Below are 17,595 nucleotides of genomic sequence, written 5' to 3'. Positions count from 1 at the left end.
GTCGCTTAGGGGGCGACGGGCACGCAGGGCTTGATCGACCCGCATGCCGCCTGCGCCGCGCCCTTCGATGCGAATGGACCGACGAGCACGCGCGTCATTGCGCCGCTCTTGGCATATTGCACGTCGGCGCCGGCAAACCGCCGGCCGACCTGTCCCCACAGCTTCCGAGCATTGGCGGGGTCGCCGAACGACCCGAGCTGCACCTTCCAACCGCCCCGGCTGGTCGCGATCGCGGCGGGCGCGCGCGCGCGGGCCGGCTGAGCGGTCGGCGCGGCCGAACGGGCAGGCTGAGCGGTCGGCGCCGGCGCGGGTGCGCGCACCCTGGGCGGCTGGGCGCGTGTCGGCTGCCGTTCGGGCGCCAGGGCCATAACCTCGGGCTTGCGCGGAGCGGCTGGGTCGTAATCGGACGGCGGCAGATCGGTGCCCCGCATGCCGACACTGCGCGGCTTGCCGGTGATTTCGGGGGGTAGCTCGGGCCGCTGCGCCTCGGCCTCGTAGCGGCGGGCGAGTTCGAGGCCCTGCTGGCGCTGGTCGGTCGGGATCGCCTTGTCCATCTGCGCCTGGACCTCCGACGCCCGCGGCGTGTTGGCGGCGGCGGCTCGGACGATAAAGGCATACGCGCGTGGCCAGTCCTTCGCGCCGCCGTCGCCATTGAACAGCATCGTGCCATAGACGAGCTGCGCGCGTGGCTCGCCGCGCAGCGACGCCTTTTCGAGCCAGGGTGCGGCGTCGTTCGGCTTGTGCTGATCGAACAGGATCAGCCCGTATTTCGCCTGTGCGGCGATATGGCCCTGCAGCGCGGCCTTGCGGAACCAGCCTTCCGCGACCGCAATATCGGTCGGTACGCCACGTCCGAGCGTATAGGCCTGCGCCAAGTTGAACTGCGCATCGGCGTCGCCGGCATTCGCCGCCGGGCGCCATTCGGCGATCGCCTTCTTATAGTCGCCGCGGCCCCAGGCATCGACGCCGTCGCGCACGTCCGCCACCGCGGGGCTCATCAAAAGCAGCGTTCCCGCCAGCGCCATCCATACTCGCGTGCGCATGATCATCGTCCCGTCTCGTCCGGCTGTATCGCCCAACCATGCTGACTATCGCCGGTTTGGCAAAGATTTCGTTATGCATATCGGTCGCAGCGCACGCTAACGCCGCCGCGTTAACCGTTCCTTGACCGATCCTATGGCAGTCGGTTGCCTCGATTAAAGGGGCGAAAGGGGCTCATGCGCGTTCTAGCGATGGCATCTCAAAAGGGCGGCTCGGGCAAGACAACCTTGTCCGGCCATCTGGCGGTACAGGCGCAGCTCGCAGGGGCGGGGCCGGTGGTGCTGATCGACATCGATCCGCAGGGCTCGCTGTCCGATTGGTGGAACGAGCGGCAGAGCGAGTTTCCCGCTTTCGCGCAGACCACCGTCGCGCGGCTCGCCGCCGATCTCGAGGTGCTGCGTCAGCAGGGCTTCAAGCTGGCGATGATCGACACCCCGCCGGCCATCACCATGGCGATCCAGAGCGTGATCGCGGTCGCCGAGTTGATCGTCATCCCGACGCGCCCGAGCCCGCACGATCTGCGCGCGGTAGGCGCTACCGTCGATCTGTGCGAGCGTGCGGGCAAGCCGTTGCTGTTCGTCGTCAATGGCGCGACGCCCAAGGCGCGGATCACCTCGGAAGCCGCGGTCGCGCTGTCGCAGCATGGCACGGTCGCCCCGATCACGATCCACCACCGTACCGATTTCGCCGCGTCGATGATCGATGGGCGGACGGTGATGGAGGTCGATGGCAAGGGCCGCTCGGCGCAGGAGGTGCGCGACCTGTGGACCTATATCTCCGACCGGCTCGAGAAGAATTTCCGCCGCACGGTGTTCGCGACGCCCACCTCGGTCAACGGCTTCGGCGCACCGCGCCCCGCCGCGGGAGGTGGTTTCGGCCGCCGCGTGGTGAGCTGAGATGAGCATGTTCGGGAACCCCAAACCGACCGCCCCCAAGGCCACTGCGTCGCTCTCCTCGACGCTGCTCGCGCGCAAGGGCATGGCGAAGCCCGCGATGCGGCCGCAGGGCTTTGGCGGCTTCGGCACGATGCCGGGCGCGCAGGACGATCTCGGCTGGAACGACATGGGCGAGGTGGCGCCGGTCGCCCCCATGCCGCCGGTGCTGGTCCAGCGCGAAGTGCTGCGTGAGGAATTCGCGCAGCCCGTCGCCGCACCGGAACCCGTCGCAGCGGAAGAGCCCGTTGAGGCCGCCGCTGAACCCGAACACGAGCCCGAACCCGTGCGCGCCGCGCCCAAATCCGTATCGGTCGCCACCGCGACCCGGATCGGTCGCGAGACGAGCAAGAAGCACAACAAGACACGTCCCAAATCCGCCTTCACGCTGCGGCTCGACGAAGACCGGCACCTCCGGCTCCGCCTCGCCAGCGCGCTGCACAATGCCTCGGCCCAGTCGCTGGTCACCGAGGCGCTCGACCAATTCCTGCAAACTCTCCCCGAAGTCGACGACCTGGTGCGCCAGTTGCCGACGCGGGCGAAGCGATAGACCCCGAGGAGGGCGTTACGATGAAGACCCGGTCCGCCATCACTTTCGGCCCCCTGACCCTGGGGCTTTCGCTCCTCATGCTGGGGGGCACGATCGCGGCCACCGCGGTCTCGACGATCGCCGCCGCCAGCGCCCGCGAGCAATCGCGTGCCGAGAAGGAAGCACGTACCGAAGCCGCCTCGGCGCAGCAGGCGTTGCGCTCAGGCCGTTTCGCCGAGGCGATCGCCCATGCCGAACGCGCCGTCGGGGATCAGCCCGACGCTGCCGATTATCGCATGATCCTGGGGCAGAGCTATCTCAAGGCGGGGCGTTTCGCCTCGGCGCGCGATGCCTTTGCCGACACGCTCAGCCTCGCGCAGGGCAATGGCAAGGCTGCGCTCAACCTCGCGCTCGCGCAGATCGCCACCGGCGACTGGGCCGGCGCGCGCAAGACGCTCGACGCCAATGCCGCGACGATCCCGGTCAGCGACCGCGGCCTCGCGACGGCGCTGGCGGGTGACCCGGCAACTGCGGTCGAGATGCTCGGCGCTGCGGCGCGTGCGCCCGATGCCGATGCCAAGGTCCGCCAGAATTATGCGCTGAGCCTCGCGCTCGCCGGGCGCTGGCGCGAAGCGCAGACGGTGGTGGCGATGGACGTCGCCCCGGCTGATGTCGCGCGGCGCATCCTCGATTGGTCGACCTTCTCGCGGCCCAACTCGGCGTCGGATCAGGTTGCGACCTTGCTCGGCGTGACGCCGGCGGTCGATCCCGGCCGCCCGGTCGCGCTTGCGCTCAACCGCGGCACGACCGCGCTTGCGCAGGCCGAGCCGCCGATCGACACGTACATGCCGGGTCAGGCCTCCGCCCAACCCGCGGCGCAGCCCGCGGCCGTTGCGGTGGCTGACGTCGCCGCGCCGGCTGCGCAGCAAGTCGCTGCGGTCGGACCGACGATTGCCGGGGTGGTCTTCGCAGAGCGCCGGGAAGTCGTCCAGCCGTTGCCGGTCGCCTATGCAAAGGTCGCCACGAAGCAGCGCAATGTCACTTCGCGGACTGCGGTCGCGAGCGTCGTCGCACCACCGCGGGCCGTGCTGGCGCCGGTCGGAGCCCGGCCGGTCACGCGCGGCAGCTTCTTCGTCCAGCTCGGCGCCTATGACACGGCCGGCGTTGCGCATGATGCCTGGACGCGGGCGACGCGCAGCTATGCCGGTTTTGCGAGCCACACGCCGCAGGGCATGAGCGTCTCGCGCGGCGGCAAGCAATTCTACCGTCTGTCGGTCGGCGGCTTCGCGCGCGCCGACGCGGTATCGCTGTGCCAGAACTATCGTAGCCGTGGCGGCAATTGCTTCGTCCGCGCCGGCGCTGGCGATCAGGTCGCGATGTGGGCGAAGGGGCGCGAACTGGCGTCGCGCTAAGCCGACGTCAGGCGGGGACGGGGAGGGCGGTGCCGCCCTTGAACAGCCGCAGCACCTTGCCCTGTACCGGCAGCCCGTCGAACGGCGTGTTGCCGGCCTTGGCATAAAGCCGGTCACCCGCGATCTGCCACGGCGCATCGGGCGCCAGCAGCAACAGGTCTGCAGGCGCGCCGACGCTGAGCGATCCGGCATCGACCCCGAGCACCTTCGCCGGATTGGCGGCGAGCAGCGTGAACAGCCGCTGGAGCGAAATCGTCTCGTCGCGGACCAGCCCCAGACCCAGCGCGAGCAGCGTTTCCGCGCCCGCCATGCCCGAGGCCGAATCGGCGAACGGCAGGCGCTTCTCTTCGGGGCCGCGCGGATCGTGGCCCGAGCACAGCACGTCGATCGTCCCGTCGGCCATCGCGGCGACCGCCGCCTGGCGGTCGCTCTCGCTCCGCAGCGGCGGTGAGAGGTGCGCGAAGGTGCGGAAATCGGTCATCGCGATATCGGACAGCAATAGGTGCGCAGGGGTGATCCCGCAGGTGACGCGCACGCCGTGGCGCTTGGCAGCGCGGATCAATTCGAACCCGGCGGCGGTCGTCACCTGGCGGATGTGCAGCGTCGCGCCGGTCTCCTCGGTGAGCATCAGGTCGCGCGCGATCGCCAGCGCCTCGGCGATCGCTGGCGCTGAGGGAAGCCCCATCCGCGTCGCGGTCTCGCCGGCGGTGGCGACCGCGCCCGCCGTGACGCCACCATCCTCGGCATGGGTGATGACAGCGAGGCCTAGGTCGCCGGCATAGGCGAGCACTTTGCGCATCACGCCCGAGTCGGCGATCCAGCGCGCGCCGGTCCCGACTGCGCGCGCACCGGCATCGCGATTGATCGCCATTTCAGCGAGGTCGGTGCCGGCAAGACCGCGCGTGGCCGCGGCGATCGGATGGATCCATAGGCCAGGGCGTCCGATCAGCGCAGCGCGCTGGACGATGCCGGGATCATCGAGCACCGGCGACTGATCGGGCATCAGCCCGACGCGGACGATGCCGCCTGCATGGAAGGCGGGAAGGTCGATCGCGAACACGCCGAGATCGACGATCGCGGGGGCAAGCGTCGCGCCGCCGCAATCGATAGTCTCGTTATTGGCGGGCACGTCGATCAGCCCCGTCGCGACGATCCGGTCGTTCTCGATCAGCACGCCGCCCTGCGACACGCCCGCGACCGGGCAGACCAAGGTCGCGTTGAGCAAGGCGAGCATCCGGCTCATGCCCAGCCCGCCACGCCGCGCGAGCGCCGCGTCAGTACATCGAGGCAGGCCATGCGGACGGCGACCCCCATCTCGACCTGTTCGGTGATTGCCGAGCGCGCATGGTCGGCGACGGCGGAATCGATTTCGACGCCGCGGTTCATCGGCCCGGGATGCATCACCAGCGCATCGGGCCCGGCGCGTTCGAGCCGTTTGAGCGTCAGCCCGTAGCGCAGATGGAATTCGCGGTTCGATGGAATGAAGCCGCCTGCCATCCGCTCGTTCTGGACGCGGAGCATCATCACCACATCGGCGCCTTCGAGCGCGGTGTCGAAATCGGTGAACGGCGTCACGCCCATCCGCTCGATCCCCTCTGGCATCAAGGTCGCCGGCGCGCAGACGCGCACTTCGGCGGCGAGCGCGGTCAGCGCGAGGATGTTCGAACGTGCGACGCGGCTGTGCAGGATGTCGCCGCAGATCACGACGCGCTGCCCGGCGATCGTGCCGCGGCGGCGGCGGATCGTCAGCGCGTCGAGCAGTGCCTGTGTCGGATGTTCATGCTGCCCGTCGCCCGCGTTGAGCACCGGGCAATCCACCTTGCCAGCGATGAGCCGGACCGCGCCCGAACTCATATGGCGGATGACGATGACATCGGCGCGCATCGCGTTGAGCGTCATCGCGGTGTCGATCAGCGTCTCGCCCTTCTTCACCGAGCTTTGCGCCGCATGCATGTTGATCACATCCGCCCCGAGTCGCTTGCCCGCGATCTCGAACGACAGCAGCGTGCGGGTCGAATTCTCGAAGAAGGCGTTGATCAGCGTGAGGCCGCCCAACCGCTTGTCGCTGATCGCGCGCGTCCGGTTGGCGGCGACCCAGCCATCGGCTTCGTCGAGCAGGAATACGATTTCGTGCGGCTGCAATCCCTCGATGCCGGTGAGGTGCCGGTGCGGAAACACGGCGCGGCCCGGGATGAGCGAGGCGGGGCGGTGATCGGAGGGTTGCATCGAGGCCGTCGGGTAGCCGCGCCTACGGTTTCTGGCAAGGCCGGATGGGGTGGGAGAGGGCGCTTAAGCGACCCTCTCCCGATATCGTCGGATCAGTTGGTCGGCTCGTGATACGGGCAACCGTTCACCCGCGCGCGGAAGTCGGCCGAGTGGCGATAGGTATCGCGCCGCACGCGGTTGATATTGCCAAGCGGTTGATGCGCGGTGATCCCGGTCCACACGCTGAAGCGCGTTTCTTCGTTGATCTGCTGGACATGCGCGTCGCTCCAGCTGTCCTGTGCCGTGGCGCGGATCGTGCCGACGCGGATGAACGGGCTCGTGGCCTCGTCCCACAGCACGGTCGCATCCTCGACCGGTTGCGCTTCGAGATCACGGCAGAGCTGAACGCGGAATTCCCATTCGGCGTCGAGAGTCCGCATCTCGGTGCGGACGTCTTCGCGGATCGCGTCCTCACGACCGTCGATCGCGATTTCCTTGCCCGTCATCGCGGTCATCGCCGGCGCTACGGGTGCGATGCTGAACTTGGCGATATAGTCGCCGAAGCGGAAGGCGGTCGCGCTGTAATAGGTTTCCCCGAGCGGCTCGACATTGGGCGCGCCGCCGAGCGCGTTGACCGCGGCGGGGGGCTCGGCGCCGACCGCTTCGAAGGCATGGCGCACGCCGCGCAGCGCCGCCGACACGACCTTCTTGGCCCCTTCGAGCCGATCAGTGGTCTTGGCGAGCAGCTTGAGGTTGCCGAGGAACTTATCGGCGGTCTTCGCCTGGAAGACGGGGCCGTTGATCATCACGAAATCCTGCGCGGTGCCCTCGGAGCCGGGCAGCCGTTCGCCCGCGACATCGAACACCTTCATCGCGAGGCCGCGCGGCAGGCCGATCACGTCAGGCAGGATGTCGCCGGCATTGGTCGACAGGCGGATCTGCACCTTGTGGCTTCCCCCGTGCGCGAACAGGCCCTGGGCCAGCTCGGCGGGCAAGTCCGAATCGATCGTCAGCGCGCCTTCGAGCAGTCCGTGCGACTTGGCGTGGACCGATCGCACCGCATGGCCATATTCCTCGGCGGTCCGCTCGAGGATTGTATCGAATGTTTTGGTGAGATCTGTGATGGTTGCTCGCTCATCGGGCTGCGGCTGCTCGACGTCGGGACGGAAGCGGATCGGAGACTGTAGCATAGGAACGCCTTTACTTGGTGGTCTGCACCTTGGGGAACACTCCAGCTCAACGCACCAGCGCGCCAAACGCTGCCTGTCGTGTTTCCTGCCGCCTTTCAGCAAGCGTTCAGAATAGGCATTTTGGCGGATTTCTGCGGCATAGCGCGCATTCTCCCTGCCGTGGAACCGCCACGGCCTGCCGGATAGCGGTTGCCAATCCGGGCGGGGCTGCGCTTGTGAACCGCGCCACGCCATTTCAAAAGGGTAAGTATATGCATTCGAATCTTGTGAAGACCGCAACAGTAGCCATGATCCTGGCCGGATCGATCGGCGTCAGCGGTTGCGCGACCAAGGGTTATGTCAACCGCCAGATCGCCACCGTGAACACGCGCATCGACGGCATCGACGGCCGCGTCCGCACGGTCGAAGGCGTGTCGGGCCAGGCGCTCACCCAGGCACAGGCTGCTGCCGGCCAGGCACAGCAGAACGCGCAGCGGATCGACCAGATCAGCGGTCGCGTCGACGGGCTCGACCAGCAACTCCAGCAGCAGGCACAGCGCGCGCAGCGCCGGCCGCGCGGCTGATCGTACTACCGCATTCCTCTCATAGTGACCGGACGCATTGCTGAACCAAGTCGAAGTGCCAACTAGGCCGTTCTCTCTGCGTCATGGTGTGGGCATGGCCGCAGCGGTGCTGGGTCTGATCGCAGGTGCGATCGGACCCTCGGCAGCGCTCGGCCGTGCCCCGCTGTCCGACAAGGCGACGACGTCGTCCACGGTAGCGAAGCCGTCCAGCCGGAAGCCCGCAAAGGCCGGGGGTAAAATCCCGGCCAAGGCTTCGGCCAAGGCCCCGCCTAAAACTGGGGCCAAAACCGCCGCCGCGCGCCGCGCGGCGGCCAAGGTCAAGGCGAAGGACACGCCACCGCTTCCCGAGCCGGTACGGTCCGAAGCGGCGAATCGCGTGATCGCCTGGGTCGCCTCGTCGCACGACAATGGCACGCTGCCCTATATCGTCATCGACAAGCAGGCGGCGTCGCTCTCGCTGTTCGATGCCGCCGGCACCTTCCTTGGCGAAACCCCGGTGCTGCTCGGCATCGGCGTCGGCGATGATTCGACCCCGGGCGTGGGCTCGAAGGACCTGGCCGAGATCGGGCCGGCCGAACGCACGACGCCCGCCGGGCGCTTCGTCGCCAAGTTCGGCCGCGCATTCGGGCACCAGCGCGTGCTGTGGGTCGATTATGCCAATTCGGTCGCGCTCCACGCGGTGATCACCACGCACAAGAAGGAACGGCGCGTCGAGCGGCTGCTGTCGCCGACGCCCGACGACAATCGCATCAGCTTTGGCTGCATCAATGTCGGCACGAGCTTCTACACCAAGCAGATCCGCTCGCGCTTCCTCAAGGCGGGCGGGGTCGTCTATATCTTGCCCGATACCAAGCCGCTCGATAGCGTCTTCCCGCGGCTGCGCCTGTTGCCGTATCTCGCGCCTGGAGCGCCGTCTGCACAGCCATCCGCTCAGGATTAAGACTCTCGTCGGCCCCGGATAAAGGACGTGCCATGATCTTGCTTGCCGCGGCGATCGCCGCAACTGCCGCGCCACCCGTGGTGGTAAGCCCGTTGGAGACCGCGCAAATCGCCGATGCCTGCCGCGGCAAGGACGCCGACACGACCGCAAGCTTCTGCACGGGATACATTCTCGGCGCATTCGACGCCCTGTCGCTGTCGCACCAGATTTGCCCGTCGGCGGCGAGCGCATCGACCGTCAAGGTCGTGACGGTCGCACGCAAATATCTCCGCACGCACAAGAAAAGCTGGAGCAGCGCGCCGACCTTCGTCATTCGCGATGCGCTGAAGGCGGCGTTTCCCTGCGAGCGTCCCTGAGGGATTGCGGGCACTTAAGGCGTTTGGGTCGATATGGTGGCGATTGACCCCGCATCGGGGATGACATGACGGCGAGGCGCCTCTAGTCCTTCGCGCGATGGCCGCCCTTCGCACCCTGTTCCGAACGCATCGGCGGCTTGTCGCCCTGCTGTTCGCGCTTGTGCTGTTCGCCAAGATCGTGATTCCGACGGGCTTCATGCCGGTCGCTACGGGCAACGGGTTGGTGCTCGAACTCTGTTCCGGGATGGAGCCGATGCCGTCGCCAATGGCGATGCCCGGCATGGTCGATCACGGCATGGTCGGGCCCGACATGGCGGGCCAACATCATGGCCAGCAAGGCGGCAAGGTCGAGAGCCCCTGCACCTTTGCGGGTCTCACGGCGCCGCATCTCGCCGGAGCCGATGCTGCGCTGCTCGCGATCGCGGTGCTGTTCGTGCTCGCGCTGGGGCGGGTGGCGCTGTGCCGTGTCGTGGTCCCCTATCGTCATGCGCTCCGGCCGCCGTTGCGGGGACCACCCGCATCGGCTTGAATCCTCGCCCAACGGGTGAGCGATGGCGGACGGAACCGGGTTCTGGGCGCAAGGAATAGCAAGCGTGGCATCTTCGGGCGTCTGGTCGTAGCGACTGGCGGCCGGTGCCAATAGCGCCCGACTTTCCGACACCGTTCCTACTGTGGCGAGTTGCCGTCGATCGAGGCGCGTCGCTGCGCGTCGATCGGCCATCGGGACCGCGAAGCCGAGCGTGACGCACCGGGGGCACCCGTGCGGGCCGCTGCGCTTCTTCGCATCGAACAGGACATTTTCATGAACGGCCGCACAGCTCTGCTCGGCGTCACCTCGCTTATTTCGATCCTCGCATACGCCACCGCGCCGGCCTTCGCCGAAGAGCGTCCGCCGCCCGCGCCCGAAGCGGAGCAGGAGGACATTCTCGTCACCGCGCAACGCCGCACCGCGACGATCGAGAACGCGCCCGCATCCAGGGCCTCGATCGATGCCGCGACGATCGCGACGACGATCAACGCGCGCAATGTCGAGGATACGCTCAAATATCTGCCGAGCCTCGTCGTGCGCAAACGCCATATCGGCGACAGCCAGGCGCCGCTTGCGACGCGCACCTCGGGACTCGGAGCCAGCGCGCGCAGCTTGATCTATGCCGATGGCGCGATCCTCTCGGCGTTGATCGGCAACAACAACACCTCGGCCAGTCCGCGCTGGAACCTCGTCTCGACCGAAGAGATCGCGCGCGTCGATGTGCTCTACGGGCCGTTCTCCGCCGCCTATCCCGGCAATGCGATCGGCGCCGTCGTCAACATCACGACCCGGCTGCCCGATCGGTTCGAGGGAACGCTGGTCGCGGGAACGACCGTCCAGCAGTTCGACCTGTACGGCACGCACCGCACGCTGCCGGCCTATCAGCTCGGCGGCACGCTCGGCGATCGGTTCGGGCCGTTGGCGCTCTTCGCCAGCGTCGATCACGTCGACAGCCGCAGCCAGCCGATCGGCTTCGCCAGCGCGACCGCGACACGCAGCGCGACCAGCACGCCGACCACCGGCGGCTATGACGATCTCAGCCGCACCGGCGGCGCGATCCGCGTGGTCGGCGCGACGGCCTTCGAGCATCAGGTGCAGGATCGCGTCAAGCTCAAGGCGGCGCTCGATCTCTCGGCGGCGCTGCGCCTGACCTATGTCGGCAGCCTGTTCCGCAACACCACCGATTCGACCGTCGAGAGTTACCTCACCAACGCCGCGACGGGCTTGCCGTTCTACGCGGGGACGACGAGCAACAGTGGGCAGGTCTACACGCTGGCCGCCAGCGCCTTTGCCGGGAGCGTCTATCGCACCGAGCAACGGCAATGGTCGCACAGCCTCTCGCTGACCGGCAGCGGCAGCCGGTTCGATTGGCAGGTGATCGGCACGCTCTATGATGTCGCCAAGGACGAGCAGCGCGTTTCGAACACGGCGCTGCCGGCCGGGCAGGCGGGCGGGGCGGGGTACATCACGGACCTCGCCGGGACTGGATGGAAGACGCTCGACGCCAAGGGCGCGTGGCGCTCCGATGCGGCGGCGACGCACACGATCAGCTTTGGTGCGCACGCCGATTGGTACGAACTCGACAGCAACCGCTACAGTACGACCGACTGGGTAAGCGGGCCGAAGGGTACGTTGAACCTGCAGGGCAGCGGCAAGACGCGCACCTATGCGCTATGGGCGCAGGATGCGTGGAGGATCGTGCCGCCGCTCACGCTCACCCTCGGTGGCCGCTACGAATGGTGGCGCGCCTATGGCGGGGTCAATTTCTCGCAGTCACCCGCGATCGGCCCGGTCGTTCAGCCGACGCTGCGCAGCGACAAGGTCTCGCCCAAGGCGGCGCTGGCCTATGCGATCGACCCGCATCTGACGGCACGGCTGTCGTTCGGCCAGGCGTGGCGCTTTCCGACCGTCGGCGAGCTTTATCAGATCGTCACCACGCCGGTCGCTTCGGTGCCCAATCCCACCCTGCGGCCCGAACGCGCGCGCTCGCTCGAACTCGCGCTCGAACGGCAGGACAGCCGGGGAACGCTGCGGCTGGCTCTGTTCAACGAGGTGATCAAGGATGCGCTGATCTCGCAGACCGGCCCGCTCGCGGTGACCCCGGTCCAGGTTGGCACCTACGTCCAGAATGTCGATGAGACGCGCGCACGCGGCGCCGAGGTCTCTGTGACGCGGACCAATATCGTCCGGCGCATCGACGTCTCGGGCAGCGTCACCTATGCCGACGCGATCACCAGCAAGAATGCGGTGCTTCCGGCCGCGGTTGGCAAGCTGCTGCCGAGCGTGCCACGCTGGAAGGCGACCGCGGTGGCGACGTGGCGGCCCATCGATGGCGTCGCGCTGACCGCCGCCGCGCGCTACGCCAGCCGCAATTACGGCTCGCTCGACAATAGCGACGTGGTCGGCAACACCTATCAAGGCTTCTACAAATATTTCGTCGTCGATCTGCGTGCGCAGGTCCGCGTCGCCGAGCATATCGAATTCGGAATCGGCGTCGATAACGTCAATAACGACCGATACTTCCTCTTCCATCTCTTCCCGCGGCGCAGCTTCGCGGCCGACGTCAAGGTGACCTTCTGATGGCGGCGATCGAGACGGTGCGGCGTGGGGACTCCGCACAGCGTGGCTATCGCTGGGTGTGGCGCTGGCATTTCTATGCCGGGCTGTTCGTGCTGCCCTTCATCCTGATCCTGTCGGTCACGGGATCGATCTATTTGTTCAAGCCGCAGATCGAGCAATGGGAGGAGCGCGCGTTCAGCGGTCTTGGCACGCAGGGTGCGGTGTCGCCCGAGCGGCAGGCGACGGCGGCGCTGGCCGCCAACCCGGCGATGCGCTTCAACCATTATCGGCTCCCGCGCCAGATTGGCGATGCGGCGATGATCCAGCTGCTCGGTCGCGACGCAAAGCCGCGTGAAATCTATGTCTCGCCGCAGGGGCGGGTGCTCGGCAGCCTCGACCCCGAGGCGCGGATCGAGGCGGTGGTCGCGCGGATCCACGGCTCGCTGCTGATTGGGACGCTCGGCGATCGGCTGGTCGAGCTCGCCGCGAGCTGGACGATCGTGCTGCTCGTGTCGGGCCTGTATTTGTGGTGGCCACGCCCGTTCCGGCTGGCGGGGACGGTGTGGCCGCGGCTTGGCTTGCGCGGGCGTCCGCTGCTGAGGGACCTGCACCGCGTCACCGGCTTTTGGGTGGCCGGGCTCGTGCTGGTGATGCTAGCAAGCGGCCTGCCCTGGGCGGGGGCGTGGGGCGGGAGGTTCAAATGGGTGCGCACCGAGCTCGGGCTGGTCAAGGGGCGGCAGGATTGGAGGATCGGCGCCGAGGGCGGTCATGCCGGGCATCATGGCGCGATGGACGCCATGCCGATGGTGGTCCGGGCCGAGCCGCCAGGTCTGCCGCTGTCGGCGTTCGTCGCCAAGGCGGTGGCGGAGCGGATGGCGTTTCCCGTGCTGGTGCTGCCGCCCCATGCGGTGCAGAAGTTCGGGCCGCCGACCGCGAACGTCTGGACGGTGAAATCCGAGGCGCAGAATCGCTGGCTCGACCGGCGCGTGACCTATGATCCGGTGAGCGGGGCCGAGACCGGGCGATCGGGCTTTGCCGACCAGCATGTGATCGACCGGATCGTCAACACCGGGGTCGCCTGGCACGAGGGACAGCTCTTTGGCCTCGCGAACCAACTGATCGGCGTCGCGACGGCGATATCGCTCGTTGCGATCAGCGCGCTTGGGGTCGCGATGTGGCTGAAGCGGCGACCCCGCGGTCAAGTCGGCGCGCCGCCCCGGGCCGGGGCGCCGCCACGGTCGCTTGTCGCGGTGCTCGTGCTGCTCGGCCTGCTGCTCCCGCTGTTCGGCGCGTCGGCTTTGCTGCTGATGGTGCTCGATCGCGCGCTGCTCGCCATCCGATCGCGGCGGTCATAGGACCGCCGCGATCGGATCCCAGGCTACCATTCGATCCCGATCTTGCCGAAATGGCCAGCGCCCATCTCGTAGCGGAAGGCATCGGCCAGTGCCTCGAGCGGGAAGCGGCGGTCGACCACCGGGCGGATCCCGGTGGCATCGAGCGCGCGCACGAACTCCTGCTGTTCGCGTCGGCTGCCGACGATCAGGCCCTGCAGGCGTGCCTGCTTGGCCATCAGCGCTGCGGTCGGCACCTCGCCCGACGCGCCGGTCAGCACGCCGATCAGCGAGATATGCCCGCCGACCTGCACCGCCTCGATCGACTGCGCGAGCGTGCCCGGGCCGCCGACCTCGACGACATGATCGACGCCGCGGCCCTGCGTCCAGTCGACGACGGCGCGGCCCCAAGCCTGCTGTTCGCGGTAATTGATCGTGAAATCCGCCCCCAGGCGCTTCGCCCGCTCGAGCTTCTCGTCCGATGACGAGGTTATGGCGACGGTCGCACCCATCGCCTTGGCGATCTGCAGCGCCCAGATCGAGACGCCGCCGGTGCCGAGCAGCAAAACGGTGTCCCCTGCCTTTAGCTTGCCATCGACGACGAGCGCGCGCCAGGCGGTGAGGCCAGCGGTGGTGATCGTCGCGGCCTCGACCGCGTCATAGCCCTTGGGCGCGTGGGTGAAGGCGGTGGCGGGCAACACCACATAGTCGCGGGCGAAGCCGTCGATGCCGTCGCCCGGGGTGCGGCTGAAATCGCCGATCGTCGCGGTGCCGTCCTGCCAATCGGGGAAGAAGCACGAGACGACGCTGTCGCCGGCCGCGAACTCGGTGACGCCGTCGCCGACCGCCTCGACGGTCCCCGCGCCATCGGCGAGCGGGATGCGGCCGTCGGCGGTCGGCATCCGGCCCGTCGCGACCCCGAGATCGTGGAAATTGAGCGAGCTGCCATGCACCGCCACGCGGATCTCGCCCGCGCCGGGCGCGCCGGGATCGGGGCGGTCTTCGAACGTCATGCGATCGAGCCCGATCGGGGCCTTGAGAACCATCGCCTTCATGCCGGATATCCTTGCTGTGAGCGGGCGCAACGTTCGGGGCGCGTCAGCTATCCACCGGCGTCCGGATATTGCGACGGGCGTCATAGCTGGCGCGGCGGAACCCGTCATGCCCGGTCTGGCGCCGATAGAATATGTGCGAGCCTACCTGCGCGATCTTGACGAGCGAATCGCGCCAATAGGGCACCATCCAGTCGGCATGATAATGCGTCGCGCCGCCGACATCGGCGAAGACGCGGCCCGCCAGTGCACGCCGGGCGGCGCGGCGCGCTGCCGACCATCCCGTATGCACCGGGCGCCGGTCGAACGATCCGTCGCAGGTGAACGAGAATTGGCAGCCGATCGCGCGGCTATAGCCCTGATAGACCACGCCGCAGATCGTCCGCGGAAAGCCCGGCGCGCGGACGCGGTTGAGGATGACCTGAATCACCGCCTTTTGCCCCTCGCGATCGTCGCCCGCTTCGTAGAGCGCAGCGGTGGCCAGGCATTCGGTCGCCTGCTCGCGTTCGGCTGGTCCGCCGGCGAAGCGGTAGCGCGGGGCGGGCACGCGCAGGCGCGCCTCTATCGGGACAGCGCGGTTGGACGCGCGGGCCTGCGCCATGGTCAGCCGCTTGGCGCGCCCGGTGTCGCGTTCGGCCGGGGGCGTGGGATAGAGGAAGGTCGCGACGAGGAGAACCGCGGCGACGCAGCCGAGCAGCAGCAGCCACGTTTCCGCGGCAGCATCGCGCGCCGCGCTGCGCGCACCGGCACGCCGGGGGGAGGGGGTCGGTCGGCGCGCCATCGTGGCGCGCTTATTCAAAGCTTCGGCGTCGGGCGCAACCGCTGAGACGCGGGCGCGTCGGCTAGCCGGCCGGGTCTGGGCAGAAGGCGTAAGCCGCGCCCGGAACCGCGATCGACACGCCGGTCGGCTTAAGACGCCCGTCCGGCTCGATCGCGAGCGTCGTCACGGTCTGCGCTTTCTCATGCGCGACGATCCCGCAGCGTGCCGCCTCGAGCAGCAGGAAGTGGCGCGGCGAGGCGCCGCCGGTCGCGGTGTGGCCGAGCAATGTCGGGAGACCGCGATCGTCGAGCGAGAACACGGCGATACTGTCATGCCCGCGATTGGAGACGTAGAGCCGGTCGCACGCTTGGTTGATCGCGACGTGCGCGAGGATCGACTCGCCGTGCCAGCCTTCGGGGAGCGTCGAGATGCTGTCGCGCAGCGTGAAGCTGGCGTCGTTGCGATCGAGCACGCTCAGCCGATTGTCGAGCTCGCCGATGAGATAGGCGCAGTGCGCGAGCCTTGGGTGGAGCAGCAGATGGCGCGGCCCCGAGCCGGGTGCGGCGCGGTAGGCGCGCTGCGGCGGTTGCAGCGTGCCCGCCGGATCGATCGCGAAGGCGAGGATCTCGTCGGTGCCGAGATCGGTCTGGTAGAGCCAGCGACCGTCTTGGCTGAACCCGACCCAATGCGCGTGCGGCGCTTCCTGCCGCGCCGGGTTGGGCCCCGAACCGTGATTGGCGCTGACCTGAACGGCGCCCGCGGGCAGGCCGGTATCGGGGTCGAGCCGTAGCAGCGAGACGCTGCCGCTGGCATAGTTGGCCACCGCCAGCAGCGTCTCGGTCGGATCGAGCGCGATGTGGCATGGCGCGGCACCCTCGACTTCGACCGACGCGAGCTTCGACCAGCGCTGGTCGGCATGGCGATGGACGCCGACGCGCCCCGCTTCCGCCTCATCGACGATGTAATGCAGCCCGTGGCGCGTCCCATAGACGCTGAACGAGGCGTTGGGCGCATCGGCATAGGATTCGCCGAGCTGCCAGCTTCCATCTTCGCGTCGGCACAGCGCCGCGACCCCAGCGCCGCCGCCGCCGCGATAGGTGCCGATCGCGACGCACAGCGGTGGGCGAGCGTCGCTCATCGGTCGACCGTCGCCATCGATGCTTCGGGGTAGCGCTGCCCCACCGCGCTGCCCGGCGGGAGCACCGCGTCGATCCGCGCCAGATCGGCCGCGTCGAGCATCACATCGACCGCGCCGAGATTGTCCTCGAGATAGGTGCGGCGCTTTGTCCCCGGAATCGGCACCACGTCCGTGCCTTGCGCCAGGACCCAGGCGAGCGCGAGCTGTGCCGGGGTGCAGCCCTTGTCCGCCGCCATCGTCTTGATCGCCGTAACGAGCTCAAGATTCTTCGCGAACGCATCGCCCTGAAAGCGCGGATGCGCGCGGCGGCTGTCGCCGTCGACGAGATCCTCGGGGCGCGCGAACTGTCCGGTCAGGAAGCCGCGGCCGAGCGGGCTGTACGGCACGAAGCCGATCCCGAGCTCGCGCACCGTCGGCAGGATCTCGGCCTCGACATCGCGGCTCCATAGCGAATATTCGGTCTGCAATGCCGAGATCGGATGGACCGCATGCGCGCGCCGGATCGTCTCGGGCGCCGCTTCGGAAAGGCCGAGATAGCGGACCTTGCCGGCCGCCACGAGGTCGCTCATCGCGCCGACGGTATCCTCGATCGGTACGGCAGGATCGACGCGGTGCTGATAATAGAGGTCGATTACATCGAGCCCGAGCCGGTTGAGGCTCGCATCGCATGCCGAGCGGACATAATCGGGATGCCCATTGATCCCGCGATGGCTGCCGTCGGCGCCGCGAACATTCCCGAACTTGGTCGCGACGACGACCCATTCGCGGCGCGTTCGCACAACGCGGCCGACCAGTTCCTCGTTCGCGCCGACGCCGTACATGTCGGCGGTGTCGAGGAAGGTGACGCCGAGATCGAGCGCGCGGTTGATCGTGGCGACCGATTCGGCCTCGTCGCGGCTGCCGTAGAAATCGGACATGCCCATGCAGCCGAGCCCCAGCGCCGAGACTTCGAGGCCGTGCTGGCCGAGTTTGCGGGTCTGCATTGCGTATGTCCTGTCGAGCGGTGGGAAGACGGGCGCATAACGAAACCACTCGCGCTTGTTTCCGGTACGGCCTGA

The 17,595-nt window shown here is 68.3% G+C and carries 17 protein-coding genes; 9 read left to right on the top strand and 8 right to left on the bottom strand.

The features are described 5' to 3' along the window. Positions 1 to 5 precede the first annotated feature (5 nt). Positions 6 to 1,043: an SPOR domain-containing protein gene (locus EAH76_RS06745; protein ID WP_241659590.1), complete on the bottom strand. Its 1,038-nt coding sequence runs from the start codon at positions 1,041 to 1,043 to the stop codon at positions 6 to 8. Positions 1,044 to 1,217: 174 nt separating this feature from the next. Between EAH76_RS06745 and EAH76_RS06740 the strand changes: the two genes are divergently transcribed. The 3 genes from EAH76_RS06740 to EAH76_RS06730 are packed head-to-tail and all read left to right on the top strand — an operon-like array spanning position 1,218 to position 3,914. Continuing rightward, positions 1,218 to 1,937: a ParA family protein gene (locus tag EAH76_RS06740; RefSeq protein ID WP_140849386.1), complete on the top strand. Its 720-nt coding sequence runs from the start codon at positions 1,218 to 1,220 to the stop codon at positions 1,935 to 1,937. A gap of 1 nt (position 1,938) precedes the next feature. Next, positions 1,939 to 2,523, top strand: a complete 585-nt coding sequence (locus EAH76_RS06735; RefSeq protein ID WP_140849384.1) for a hypothetical protein — start codon at positions 1,939 to 1,941, stop codon at positions 2,521 to 2,523. 20 nt (positions 2,524 to 2,543) lie between these two features. Next, the gene (locus tag EAH76_RS06730) at positions 2,544 to 3,914 is read left to right on the top strand and encodes an SPOR domain-containing protein (protein WP_140849382.1); all 1,371 of its coding nucleotides are present in this window, start codon (positions 2,544 to 2,546) and stop codon (positions 3,912 to 3,914) included. A gap of 7 nt (positions 3,915 to 3,921) precedes the next feature. On the opposite strand, the gene EAH76_RS06725 is transcribed toward EAH76_RS06730, so the two are convergent. The 3 genes from EAH76_RS06725 to EAH76_RS06715 all read right to left on the bottom strand — a co-directional run bounded on the left by EAH76_RS06725 (position 3,922) and on the right by EAH76_RS06715 (position 7,309). Beyond that, a complete protein-coding gene (locus tag EAH76_RS06725; RefSeq protein WP_140849380.1) occupies positions 3,922 to 5,157 on the bottom strand; it encodes a dihydroorotase in 1,236 nt (411 codons plus the stop codon). Further along, a complete protein-coding gene (locus EAH76_RS06720) occupies positions 5,154 to 6,140 on the bottom strand; it encodes an aspartate carbamoyltransferase catalytic subunit (RefSeq protein ID WP_140849378.1) in 987 nt (328 codons plus the stop codon). The genes EAH76_RS06725 and EAH76_RS06720 overlap by 4 nt, the downstream gene beginning before the upstream one ends. Before the next feature lie 92 nt (positions 6,141 to 6,232). Beyond that, complete coding sequence (locus EAH76_RS06715; protein WP_140849377.1) at positions 6,233 to 7,309, bottom strand: catalase family protein; 1,077 nt, start codon at positions 7,307 to 7,309, stop codon at positions 6,233 to 6,235. Positions 7,310 to 7,560: 251 nt separating this feature from the next. Between EAH76_RS06715 and EAH76_RS06710 the strand changes: the two genes are divergently transcribed. The 6 genes from EAH76_RS06710 to EAH76_RS06685 all read left to right on the top strand — a co-directional run bounded on the left by EAH76_RS06710 (position 7,561) and on the right by EAH76_RS06685 (position 13,611). Next, positions 7,561 to 7,872 carry a hypothetical protein gene (locus EAH76_RS06710; protein ID WP_241659589.1) on the top strand — a complete coding sequence of 104 codons (312 nt, stop codon included), beginning with the start codon at positions 7,561 to 7,563 and terminating at the stop codon, positions 7,870 to 7,872. A 94-nt stretch (positions 7,873 to 7,966) separates the two neighbouring features. Then, the gene (locus EAH76_RS06705) at positions 7,967 to 8,812 is read left to right on the top strand and encodes a hypothetical protein (RefSeq protein ID WP_140849375.1); all 846 of its coding nucleotides are present in this window, start codon (positions 7,967 to 7,969) and stop codon (positions 8,810 to 8,812) included. A gap of 32 nt (positions 8,813 to 8,844) precedes the next feature. Next, positions 8,845 to 9,168, top strand: coding sequence for a Rap1a/Tai family immunity protein (locus EAH76_RS06700; protein ID WP_140849373.1), 324 nt, complete (start codon positions 8,845 to 8,847; stop codon positions 9,166 to 9,168). A 97-nt stretch (positions 9,169 to 9,265) separates the two neighbouring features. Next, positions 9,266 to 9,697: a hypothetical protein gene (locus EAH76_RS06695; RefSeq protein ID WP_241659588.1), complete on the top strand. Its 432-nt coding sequence runs from the start codon at positions 9,266 to 9,268 to the stop codon at positions 9,695 to 9,697. 273 nt (positions 9,698 to 9,970) lie between these two features. Next, a complete protein-coding gene (locus EAH76_RS06690) occupies positions 9,971 to 12,277 on the top strand; it encodes a TonB-dependent receptor (protein ID WP_140849371.1) in 2,307 nt (768 codons plus the stop codon). After that, positions 12,277 to 13,611: a PepSY-associated TM helix domain-containing protein gene (locus EAH76_RS06685; RefSeq protein WP_140849370.1), complete on the top strand. Its 1,335-nt coding sequence runs from the start codon at positions 12,277 to 12,279 to the stop codon at positions 13,609 to 13,611. The genes EAH76_RS06690 and EAH76_RS06685 overlap by 1 nt, the downstream gene beginning before the upstream one ends. 23 nt (positions 13,612 to 13,634) lie before the next feature. Here EAH76_RS06685 and EAH76_RS06680 read toward each other — a convergent pair whose 3' ends face one another. From EAH76_RS06680 to EAH76_RS06665, 4 genes are all read right to left on the bottom strand, one after another. Then, a complete protein-coding gene (locus tag EAH76_RS06680) occupies positions 13,635 to 14,642 on the bottom strand; it encodes a zinc-dependent alcohol dehydrogenase family protein (protein ID WP_194150946.1) in 1,008 nt (335 codons plus the stop codon). A 43-nt stretch (positions 14,643 to 14,685) separates the two neighbouring features. Further along, entirely contained in the window at positions 14,686 to 15,420 is a 735-nt protein-coding gene (locus EAH76_RS06675) for a cell wall hydrolase (RefSeq protein WP_140850397.1), read from the bottom strand. Positions 15,421 to 15,481: 61 nt separating this feature from the next. Next, positions 15,482 to 16,537 (bottom strand): lactonase family protein, encoded by a 1,056-nt coding sequence (locus EAH76_RS06670; protein ID WP_140849368.1) that lies wholly within the window; start codon positions 16,535 to 16,537, stop codon positions 15,482 to 15,484. Further along, entirely contained in the window at positions 16,534 to 17,520 is a 987-nt protein-coding gene (locus EAH76_RS06665) for an aldo/keto reductase (protein WP_140849366.1), read from the bottom strand. The genes EAH76_RS06670 and EAH76_RS06665 overlap by 4 nt, the downstream gene beginning before the upstream one ends. Between the last annotated feature and the right edge of the window lie 75 nt (positions 17,521 to 17,595).

Source organism: Sphingomonas glacialis (assembly GCF_006439055.1).
GTDB lineage: Bacteria > Pseudomonadota > Alphaproteobacteria > Sphingomonadales > Sphingomonadaceae > Sphingomonas > Sphingomonas glacialis_A.
This window is presented reverse-complemented; position numbering and strand designations above follow the sequence as displayed.

Coding starts and splice junctions, on each gene's coding strand:
- EAH76_RS06670 (WP_140849368.1), bottom strand. CDS start 16,537: ATGAGCGACGCTCGCCCACCGCTGTGCGTCGCGATCGGCACCTATCGC.
- EAH76_RS06690 (WP_140849371.1), top strand. CDS start 9,971: ATGAACGGCCGCACAGCTCTGCTCGGCGTCACCTCGCTTATTTCGATC.
- EAH76_RS06685 (WP_140849370.1), top strand. CDS start 12,277: ATGGCGGCGATCGAGACGGTGCGGCGTGGGGACTCCGCACAGCGTGGC.
- EAH76_RS06735 (WP_140849384.1), top strand. CDS start 1,939: ATGAGCATGTTCGGGAACCCCAAACCGACCGCCCCCAAGGCCACTGCG.
- EAH76_RS06680 (WP_194150946.1), bottom strand. CDS start 14,642: ATGAAGGCGATGGTTCTCAAGGCCCCGATCGGGCTCGATCGCATGACG.
- EAH76_RS06715 (WP_140849377.1), bottom strand. CDS start 7,309: ATGCTACAGTCTCCGATCCGCTTCCGTCCCGACGTCGAGCAGCCGCAG.
- EAH76_RS06740 (WP_140849386.1), top strand. CDS start 1,218: ATGCGCGTTCTAGCGATGGCATCTCAAAAGGGCGGCTCGGGCAAGACA.
- EAH76_RS06720 (WP_140849378.1), bottom strand. CDS start 6,140: ATGCAACCCTCCGATCACCGCCCCGCCTCGCTCATCCCGGGCCGCGCC.
- EAH76_RS06705 (WP_140849375.1), top strand. CDS start 7,967: ATGGCCGCAGCGGTGCTGGGTCTGATCGCAGGTGCGATCGGACCCTCG.
- EAH76_RS06710 (WP_241659589.1), top strand. CDS start 7,561: ATGCATTCGAATCTTGTGAAGACCGCAACAGTAGCCATGATCCTGGCC.
- EAH76_RS06665 (WP_140849366.1), bottom strand. CDS start 17,520: ATGCAGACCCGCAAACTCGGCCAGCACGGCCTCGAAGTCTCGGCGCTG.
- EAH76_RS06730 (WP_140849382.1), top strand. CDS start 2,544: ATGAAGACCCGGTCCGCCATCACTTTCGGCCCCCTGACCCTGGGGCTT.
- EAH76_RS06675 (WP_140850397.1), bottom strand. CDS start 15,420: ATGGCGCGCCGACCGACCCCCTCCCCCCGGCGTGCCGGTGCGCGCAGC.
- EAH76_RS06725 (WP_140849380.1), bottom strand. CDS start 5,157: ATGAGCCGGATGCTCGCCTTGCTCAACGCGACCTTGGTCTGCCCGGTC.
- EAH76_RS06700 (WP_140849373.1), top strand. CDS start 8,845: ATGATCTTGCTTGCCGCGGCGATCGCCGCAACTGCCGCGCCACCCGTG.
- EAH76_RS06695 (WP_241659588.1), top strand. CDS start 9,266: ATGGCCGCCCTTCGCACCCTGTTCCGAACGCATCGGCGGCTTGTCGCC.
- EAH76_RS06745 (WP_241659590.1), bottom strand. CDS start 1,043: ATGCGCACGCGAGTATGGATGGCGCTGGCGGGAACGCTGCTTTTGATG.